At 37.5% G+C, this 6,729-nt stretch carries 12 protein-coding genes; 3 read left to right on the forward strand and 9 right to left on the reverse strand.

Annotation, left to right across the window (positions count from 1 at the left end):
• Window positions 1–203: 203 nt before the first annotated feature.
• The gene (locus ACOQFO_RS09240; protein WP_421689393.1) at window positions 204–338 is read right to left on the reverse strand and encodes a hypothetical protein; all 135 of its coding nucleotides are present in this window, start codon (window positions 336–338) and stop codon (window positions 204–206) included.
• Between the two features lie 49 nt (window positions 339–387).
• The gene (locus ACOQFO_RS09245; RefSeq protein ID WP_421689394.1) at window positions 388–543 is read right to left on the reverse strand and encodes a hypothetical protein; all 156 of its coding nucleotides are present in this window, start codon (window positions 541–543) and stop codon (window positions 388–390) included.
• 289 nt (window positions 544–832) lie between these two features.
• On the opposite strand from ACOQFO_RS09245, the gene ACOQFO_RS09250 reads away from it, so the two are divergent.
• The gene (locus ACOQFO_RS09250) at window positions 833–1,135 is read left to right on the forward strand and encodes a hypothetical protein (protein ID WP_421689395.1); all 303 of its coding nucleotides are present in this window, start codon (window positions 833–835) and stop codon (window positions 1,133–1,135) included.
• Window positions 1,136–1,812: 677 nt separating this feature from the next.
• Here ACOQFO_RS09250 and glsA read toward each other — a convergent pair.
• The gene (glsA, locus tag ACOQFO_RS09255; RefSeq protein ID WP_421689396.1) at window positions 1,813–2,742 is read right to left on the reverse strand and encodes a glutaminase A; all 930 of its coding nucleotides are present in this window, start codon (window positions 2,740–2,742) and stop codon (window positions 1,813–1,815) included.
• Between the two features lie 242 nt (window positions 2,743–2,984).
• On the opposite strand from glsA, the gene ACOQFO_RS09260 reads away from it, so the two are divergent.
• Window positions 2,985–3,329, forward strand: a complete 345-nt coding sequence (locus ACOQFO_RS09260; RefSeq protein ID WP_421689397.1) for an erythromycin esterase family protein — start codon at window positions 2,985–2,987, stop codon at window positions 3,327–3,329.
• Between the two features lie 77 nt (window positions 3,330–3,406).
• Window positions 3,407–3,586 carry an erythromycin esterase family protein gene (locus ACOQFO_RS09265; RefSeq protein WP_421689398.1) on the forward strand — a complete coding sequence of 60 codons (180 nt, stop codon included), beginning with the start codon at window positions 3,407–3,409 and terminating at the stop codon, window positions 3,584–3,586.
• 120 nt (window positions 3,587–3,706) lie between these two features.
• Here ACOQFO_RS09265 and ACOQFO_RS09270 read toward each other — a convergent pair whose 3' ends face one another.
• The 6 genes from ACOQFO_RS09270 to ACOQFO_RS09295 form a co-directional block, all read right to left on the reverse strand.
• A complete protein-coding gene (locus ACOQFO_RS09270) occupies window positions 3,707–4,018 on the reverse strand; it encodes a type II toxin-antitoxin system RelE/ParE family toxin (protein WP_421689399.1) in 312 nt (103 codons plus the stop codon).
• A 2-nt stretch (window positions 4,019–4,020) separates the two neighbouring features.
• Window positions 4,021–4,293, reverse strand: a complete 273-nt coding sequence (locus ACOQFO_RS09275; protein WP_421689400.1) for a type II toxin-antitoxin system Phd/YefM family antitoxin — start codon at window positions 4,291–4,293, stop codon at window positions 4,021–4,023.
• Window positions 4,294–4,372: 79 nt separating this feature from the next.
• On the reverse strand, window positions 4,373–4,819 hold the full coding sequence (locus ACOQFO_RS09280; RefSeq protein WP_421689401.1) for a hypothetical protein: 447 nt from the start codon (window positions 4,817–4,819) through the stop codon (window positions 4,373–4,375).
• A gap of 31 nt (window positions 4,820–4,850) precedes the next feature.
• Entirely contained in the window at window positions 4,851–5,228 is a 378-nt protein-coding gene (locus ACOQFO_RS09285) for an SLAP domain-containing protein (RefSeq protein WP_421689402.1), read from the reverse strand.
• Between the two features lie 137 nt (window positions 5,229–5,365).
• Window positions 5,366–6,088, reverse strand: coding sequence for a lipid II flippase family protein (locus ACOQFO_RS09290; RefSeq protein WP_421689403.1), 723 nt, complete (start codon window positions 6,086–6,088; stop codon window positions 5,366–5,368).
• Window positions 6,076–6,552, reverse strand: coding sequence for an O-methyltransferase (locus ACOQFO_RS09295; RefSeq protein WP_421689404.1), 477 nt, complete (start codon window positions 6,550–6,552; stop codon window positions 6,076–6,078). The genes ACOQFO_RS09290 and ACOQFO_RS09295 overlap by 13 nt, the downstream gene beginning before the upstream one ends.
• Window positions 6,553–6,729: the final 177 nt, after the last annotated feature.

Consider the following 6,729-nt stretch of genomic DNA (forward strand, 5'->3'; position numbering starts at 1 on the left):
CTAGAGTGTTAATTTCAATATTTGTATTTACGTTAATTTGCATATACATAACATCCCACCTCAGGAATATTATGTATCTTATTGTCGAAACTGTACATACTTAAACAATCAATACTGTACATTCTTAAGTTAGCATTTATAGCTGATTTCCCATCCAGGCCATCTATTTGGCTGATTTGGCTCCTGATTTGGCTGATATCTTGCTAGATTTGGCTGATTTCCGGATGAATTTGGCTGATTTCTAATCCAGGCCATCCGTTTGGCTGATTTGGTTCCTGATTTGGCTGATATCTTGCTAGACTTGGCTGATTTCCAGATGAATTTGGCTGATTTCTCATCCACGCTATCCGTTTGGCTGATTTGATTCCTGATTTGGCTGATATCTTGCTAGACTTGGCTGATTTCCAGACGAATTTGGCTGATTTCTAATCCAGGCCATCCGTTTGGCTGATTTGGTTCCTGATTTGGCTGATATCTTGCTAGATTTGGCTGATTTCCATATGGATTTGGCTGATTTCCGGACGAATTTGGCTGATTTCTCATCCAGGCCATCCGTTTGGCTGATTTGATTCCTGATTTGGCTGATATCTTACCAGACTTGGCTGATTTCCGGATGAATTTGGCTGATTTCTAATCCAGGCTATCCGTTTGGCTGATTTGATTCCTGATTTGGCTGATATCTTGCTAGACTTGGCTGATTTCCAGACGAATTTGGCTGATTTCTAATCCAGGCCATCCGTTTGGCTGATTTGATTCCTGATTTGGCTGATATCTTGCTAGATTTGGCTGATTTCCGGATGAATTTGGCTGATTTTCCATCCACGCTATCCGTTTGGCTGATTTGATTCCTGATTTGGCTGATATCTTGCTAGACTTGGCTGATTTGGTTCCTGTTTTGGCTGATATCTTATCAAACTTGGCTTATTTCCCGCCCACGCTTTTTGTTTTGGCTGATTCAGATCCAGTTTTGGCTGATATCTTACCAGACTTGGCTGATTTCCATATGGATTTGGCTGATTCCCCATCAAATACTCTATTTTCCTGGCTATTGGTAATCCCCTCAAAACAAACAAGTCAATCCCTAAGATTGACTCTGATCTTTATTATCATCTATATGTTTATCGGCGACTTCTGAGAACGTACCAATTCAAACCGATCACTTTAAGTTGGCGAAATCATGGGGGTATTTTGACAAGATTTCAAAAATCCATTACAACTTGTCTAAATAATAGGGTTATTTTGACAGATTTTCTAAATCCAATACGAAGTTGGCGAAATACTGGCGTTATTTAGACAGAATTTCTAAATTCCATTCAAATTTGGCGAAATAACGAGGTTATTTTGACAGACTTTCTAAATTCCATTCAAAGTTGGCGAAATAACGGGGTTATTTTGACAGGATTTCAAAAATCCACTCAAAGTTGGCGAAATCATGGGGGTATTTTGACAGGATTTCAGAAATCCATGCGAAGTTGTCTAAATAATAAGGTTTAAAAAACCAATGCATTTCTCCAAAATACATAAAAGAGGATCCTAATACAGATCCTCCTCTAGTCACTCCGCAAAACCGCATTCATCCCATCAATTTTTATGATTCCTTCATTAATTCCTTTTCTCTTCTACCATGCAGGAAGAAATATAAAACCGTTGATAACAGCACAACACCACTTAAAATACCGTATAAATTGCCATAGGTCATATATGTAACTGCAAAGCCAAGAAGATATGGACCAAACCCAAGTCCTGCATCTAGGAAGATAAAGAACGTGGAAGTGGCTTTTTTTAATTGCTAGCCCTTTTGATTTTATTCTCTCAAAAAACACTCAAATGATATTGATCAGACAGTTGTTTTAAGAAAATCATTCCTTTTACGCTATTACCGATTTCATCAATCATAGGGCTGAAGACAGCTATTCCAATATATCCTCTCAAATGTTCTATTTCTCCATTTCGAACAGCACATAAAACACCACCTGATACTCCACTTTTCATCGGAATACCAATTGTTGCGGCGTATTTTCCGGAAGCATTGTATAATCCGCATGTCATCATGAGTGCCTTTGAAAATTGAGCTGTTTTATGGGTAATGAGATTTTTATTTTCTCCAGCTATTAAACCGTCACTTGCTAAAAATAAACCGAATTTCGCTAAATCCTCCGTATTAACTTCTAGAGAGCATAATTGAAGATACGTTTCTAGTGCTTCTTCCACAGTTCCTTCTAGATAATCGTTCGCCTTCAAGTAGTTCGCAATTGCGCGATTTCGGTAAGCTGTTTCAAGTTCAGAGCGATAAACTTCTTCATTTACAGTATGTTCATGACCTGTGATTTGTGCTAAATACTGTTTAACTGAGTTCACCCGTGCTTCAACATCATCACCTGGTAGTAGTGAGGCAACTGTAATCGCACCCGCATTGATCATTGGGTTAAATGGCTTCCCTTTTTCCGCAACCTCTAATCGAACAATAGAATTAAATGGGTCACCTGTTGGCTCTACATCCACTTTTTCAAGAATTTTCTCAAGTCCTAAATGTTCTGCAGCCACGATGAAACTCATTACTTTTGAAATACTTTGGAGTGTAAATGAATAATTCGCATCCCCGAATGATAGGATCTCGCCTCTTTCATCCACTAAACAAGCAGCAAATAAATCTTTTGACTGATTCGCTAATGCAGGAATATAAGAAGCTAAATGCCCTGAATGGGGTGTAATCTTCACATTTTCAATAATTGAATGAATCATTAACTTCACCTCTAATGGGACATTGGGGACAGGCTTTGTGTCCCAATCTGTAGTGGACGTTCGAGTGCTCGTCCCTTGTCCTTAATATACTATAAAGCCAACATAGATTGTCTATTATCTCCAGGTTTTCTATTATCTCAACTGATTCTTCTATTATCTGCAGTGAATTGGCTATTATCCATCTAGTTATGTCTATTATCAAGCACCTAATTGGATAAGCTAATACTGAAAGGAGTTACAATATGTCAAGAAAACTAATCAATGCATTTAAAGAGCACTCCCTTCCATTGAACGACGAAAGTTTAAATAAAATCGTAGAGGCAATTGGCACATCAAGTATTGTTACGATTGGTAAAACTTCCCATGGTACATCTGAGTTTTACACAATCCGCGCTGAACTTTCCAAAAAGCTAATTAATGAAAAAGGATTCAACATTATTGCCGTTGAAGGAGATTGGCCATCTGTTCAAGCGATTAATCGCTATGTAAAAGGTTATGGCCCCGAAGGTAAATCAACTCGAGAAGTGTTGGTTGAATCCTTTAATCGATGGCCGACATGGATGTGGGCAGTTGGGGTGACCCTTTAGAAATAATTGATGTCCCAACCTCAAAGCTTAGTATGTAAGAAGGACAACTCCATGCCGCTAACCAGGATGATCAAGTCTTGATCTTTACGGATGAAAACCGTGAACACTTTAATGACTGGATCGGCCACCGTGCAATTGGTGTCGTCTATCATCCGGAATACGAAGCTTATGGAAATTATGTTCCTTCCCGAGTCGGCAGCTGCTATGACGCATTTATTTTTATCGACCAGTCGACTGCTTTAAAGCCATTAAAATAGTGGGTAATAAAAAGACACACTCCCCTACTTTTAGGAATGTGTCTTTTTTACAATGAAAATTAATTAAAATTTGAGCTTCTTTAAGTGAATCCAACTCTTACATTATGAATAAGAGTTTGACTAAATTAACCGTCTATACTCTTGTTTGCTACTAGTTATAGAATAGATGATAACCTGTTTCTTCTTTTGATCAACTTTGTAAAAGATTAGGTGTTTCTCAACAATAAGAACTAGATATCCTTGCTTTTTTAAGGTCAAATATCTAGGCTTCATACCCATAAATGGAAATTCCTCAAGTTTAGAAATAGCTTCTTCTAATTGATTCAGGTAGTTAAGTGCAACTTCCTTTGACTTTGAATCATCTGCGATGTACATAATGAGATCGTTTAACTGTTCGTTTGCTTTATCTGTCATTACGATTTGATACTTCATGCCTACTCTCTCTCCAAGGTATTACGAATTGAAGAAAAACTCTCCCTTAAAGAAGTAACTCTTCCATTTGCAACATCATCATCTGCTTCGGCAAGGGTACGTAATAATTCAAGTTCAGAAATCATTTGATTATACTCAGTAATACCAAGTAGCACTGTATCTCCTCGTCCGTTAACTGTTATGTAGATAGGTTCTCTTGACTCTTTACATAACTTAGACATTTCAGCGTACTTATTTCTTAAATCTGAAGAAGGTCTAATATTCCCGTACTCCATAGTTAACGTTCCCCCAGCACTTTATATATACATATTATATCAATATTTGCATATCCGTTCAATTTGGATAATAACAGATTTAATCATAATCTTCACTTTCAACTAATTGAATTTCATTGGCTTGAGGAAAATACTGATACTTCCAGTAACTCATAACATTACCTTTATCCGTTTCGGATTCCTTAGTTAAAGTAATAAAATAATCAGCTGATGAAGCTTCCGTCCAAACTTCGTTATCTTCTTTTTCCTTATCTATTGTAACAGTTGAGCCATCTGAATTTATGTCCGTTTTCCAAGAGTAAGTCACTTTAATTGTGTTTCCCCCGTTTTGAACCTCTTCTGTTATTGATGTTTCATTGATTGTTAGTTTTGGAAAATCAGTGTGGTTCTTTAAAGCCTCCGTAATCATTTCAGAATCATAGTTGTGAAGTGTACTGCTAGTCGAAACGGTTTGAGTTTTTTGAACTTGAGAACATCCGAATAATGTAATACCAATTGCGGTTAATAAAATCAATAATCTTCTCATAATCTCACCTCATTTAAATTTTGTAGCAGGATTAGCCGATTTCAATTCGTCCATTTTCGAAAGAAGGCAGCGGTTTGTAGTTTCCTTCTGGGAAGATAAATGTCCACGGCATGCTCGTAAAAGCTGGGATTGAAAGTGCCCGCAGAGTGAATATGTTCTCTGCAATGACCTCCCCGTGAATACTGTAAACCAATCTTGTATTAGTGAAATTAAGTTGATGATCTGTAAAGTTATGCACCAAAACAGTTACGAGTAACTCCCCTTTATGGTTGATAGCTTCTCGAATTGGAGCGAAAAGGATATTCACACGGTTCATGTCTTTAGTTTCATTAAAGATTTTTTCTATCGTTTGTCGGTCTTCGGCAGCCAATGCTTTGTCCCAAGACGCTTCAAATTGTAATTGTTGCATGATGAAAACCACCTCTTGAGGGTTAGTGTAGCATAACTGATAAGGATATTGTCTGGAAATGACGAGTTACTAGAATATTCACCAGAATCGGTGAGTTATTCGCCAAAATCATAGTGAAATTCGCCAACTCAATCAAACTAAACAATAAACTGCGTAAACCAAGCAACGTACTTTGCACCAGGGATGAACAACACTTGTGCTAAAAGTGTACCTAATAGCCTCGATGTGACCATCATAATAGAGGCGCTTTTTAATGTGATGTAGCTCCCCTTTTCATTAATAACATCATCCGCTAAAATCGAAATCTTTGGGTCAATAAAGATAATTAGCAATATTGTCGCAATGCCATTTATTAAACCCGATGCCATAACGGCTGTTGTTGCCCGCTCTGGCGCGAGTAATGCTGCATAAAGTGCTGATAAAACACCTATTGTATAAATGGCCGTAATCAACATATTGATCAAAAATAATTTAATCGGAATATCTCGCCAGCTCATATCTTTCAAGTACGAAACTCTTGGCAAATGGATATGTTTGATGGCACGCTTCAAATAAGATCCCGTTAACCCCTTTTTCAATAACCCCGGAATTGATCCGCGTTCATCTGCTAAATGAATGATGGCTCTCGAGAAAATGGCGATGAATGTTGGCAATAAAAGAAGTCCAATGATTGTTCCTAAAGTCGCTGATCCAATGAGTATACGATATTGATTTTCTACAAATTCTAAAGCATTTTCTTTTGGCGCATTATCAATCAAACTTCCAGTAAAAGGCTGTTGCATCATGTTGGCTAGTGTAGAAACCATAACCATTACGTTAAATAAAGAAAGGGATGAGGCGAGAAGTTTTACCCTTTCCATTCTTCCGGAAAATGTTCTTCAGGAGTAAAGTCATCCATGAATAACATTCCTCCAACTTCTAACGTCTTCACTAACAGCTCCCCTTCAATTGTTTTTGCCGCCGCAGCATCTGCAAAAATAAATTGAAAAGGTCCTTTTGGGATTACTTCTTTCCAATCCCCATGAATAAATTCCACTTGGTCATGGCGGATAGTTTCAGAAACTAAATCTATTTTCTCTTTTGAATTGTCCACTGAAATCAGTTGTACCTTTGGAGAAATTGCTGAAAGGATCCATGAACCCCCTACACCAAAACCTGTACCAACCTCGGGTATTTTTCCATTTGTTACTTGTCCAGCAAGAACAGATAATAATCTACCCGCCTCATCTGAACAGGAATGCTCGAATTTATTTTCCTTAGCTAAATCCTTACTAGCCCGGACCAATTCCGGTATGTATGTATTTGAACGATATAATGTTGGCATTATGAAACCTCCTCACCAAGTACTTATTAATTAATAACTCAACTTTCGCACCAATAAAGTAGGTGATCCACGTTGATTGTTAATGGCCTGCGGCCTTTTCATTATGTTACTTGACAATCTTAATGAAAAATGAAAAACACCTCGTTCTTTTGGTATAGTGTAATTAACTAGAAAACA

The sequence above is a fragment of the Ureibacillus sp. MALMAid1270 genome, from assembly GCF_049202975.1.
Lineage (GTDB): Bacteria > Bacillota > Bacilli > Bacillales_A > Planococcaceae > Ureibacillus.

Excerpts from the sequence above, each read along its gene's own strand:
- ACOQFO_RS09240 (WP_421689393.1), bottom strand. The coding sequence starts at position 338 with ATGAGAAATCAGCCAAATTCATCTGGAAATCAGCCAAGTCTAGCAAGA.
- ACOQFO_RS09245 (WP_421689394.1), bottom strand. The coding sequence starts at position 543 with ATGAGAAATCAGCCAAATTCGTCCGGAAATCAGCCAAATCCATATGGA.
- glsA (WP_421689396.1), bottom strand. The coding sequence starts at position 2,742 with ATGATTCATTCAATTATTGAAAATGTGAAGATTACACCCCATTCAGGG.
- ACOQFO_RS09260 (WP_421689397.1), top strand. The coding sequence starts at position 2,985 with ATGTCAAGAAAACTAATCAATGCATTTAAAGAGCACTCCCTTCCATTG.
- ACOQFO_RS09270 (WP_421689399.1), bottom strand. The coding sequence starts at position 4,018 with ATGAAGTATCAAATCGTAATGACAGATAAAGCAAACGAACAGTTAAAC.
- ACOQFO_RS09275 (WP_421689400.1), bottom strand. The coding sequence starts at position 4,293 with ATGGAGTACGGGAATATTAGACCTTCTTCAGATTTAAGAAATAAGTAC.
- ACOQFO_RS09280 (WP_421689401.1), bottom strand. The coding sequence starts at position 4,819 with ATGAGAAGATTATTGATTTTATTAACCGCAATTGGTATTACATTATTC.
- ACOQFO_RS09285 (WP_421689402.1), bottom strand. The coding sequence starts at position 5,228 with ATGCAACAATTACAATTTGAAGCGTCTTGGGACAAAGCATTGGCTGCC.
- ACOQFO_RS09290 (WP_421689403.1), bottom strand. The coding sequence starts at position 6,088 with ATGGAAAGGGTAAAACTTCTCGCCTCATCCCTTTCTTTATTTAACGTA.
- ACOQFO_RS09295 (WP_421689404.1), bottom strand. The coding sequence starts at position 6,552 with ATGCCAACATTATATCGTTCAAATACATACATACCGGAATTGGTCCGG.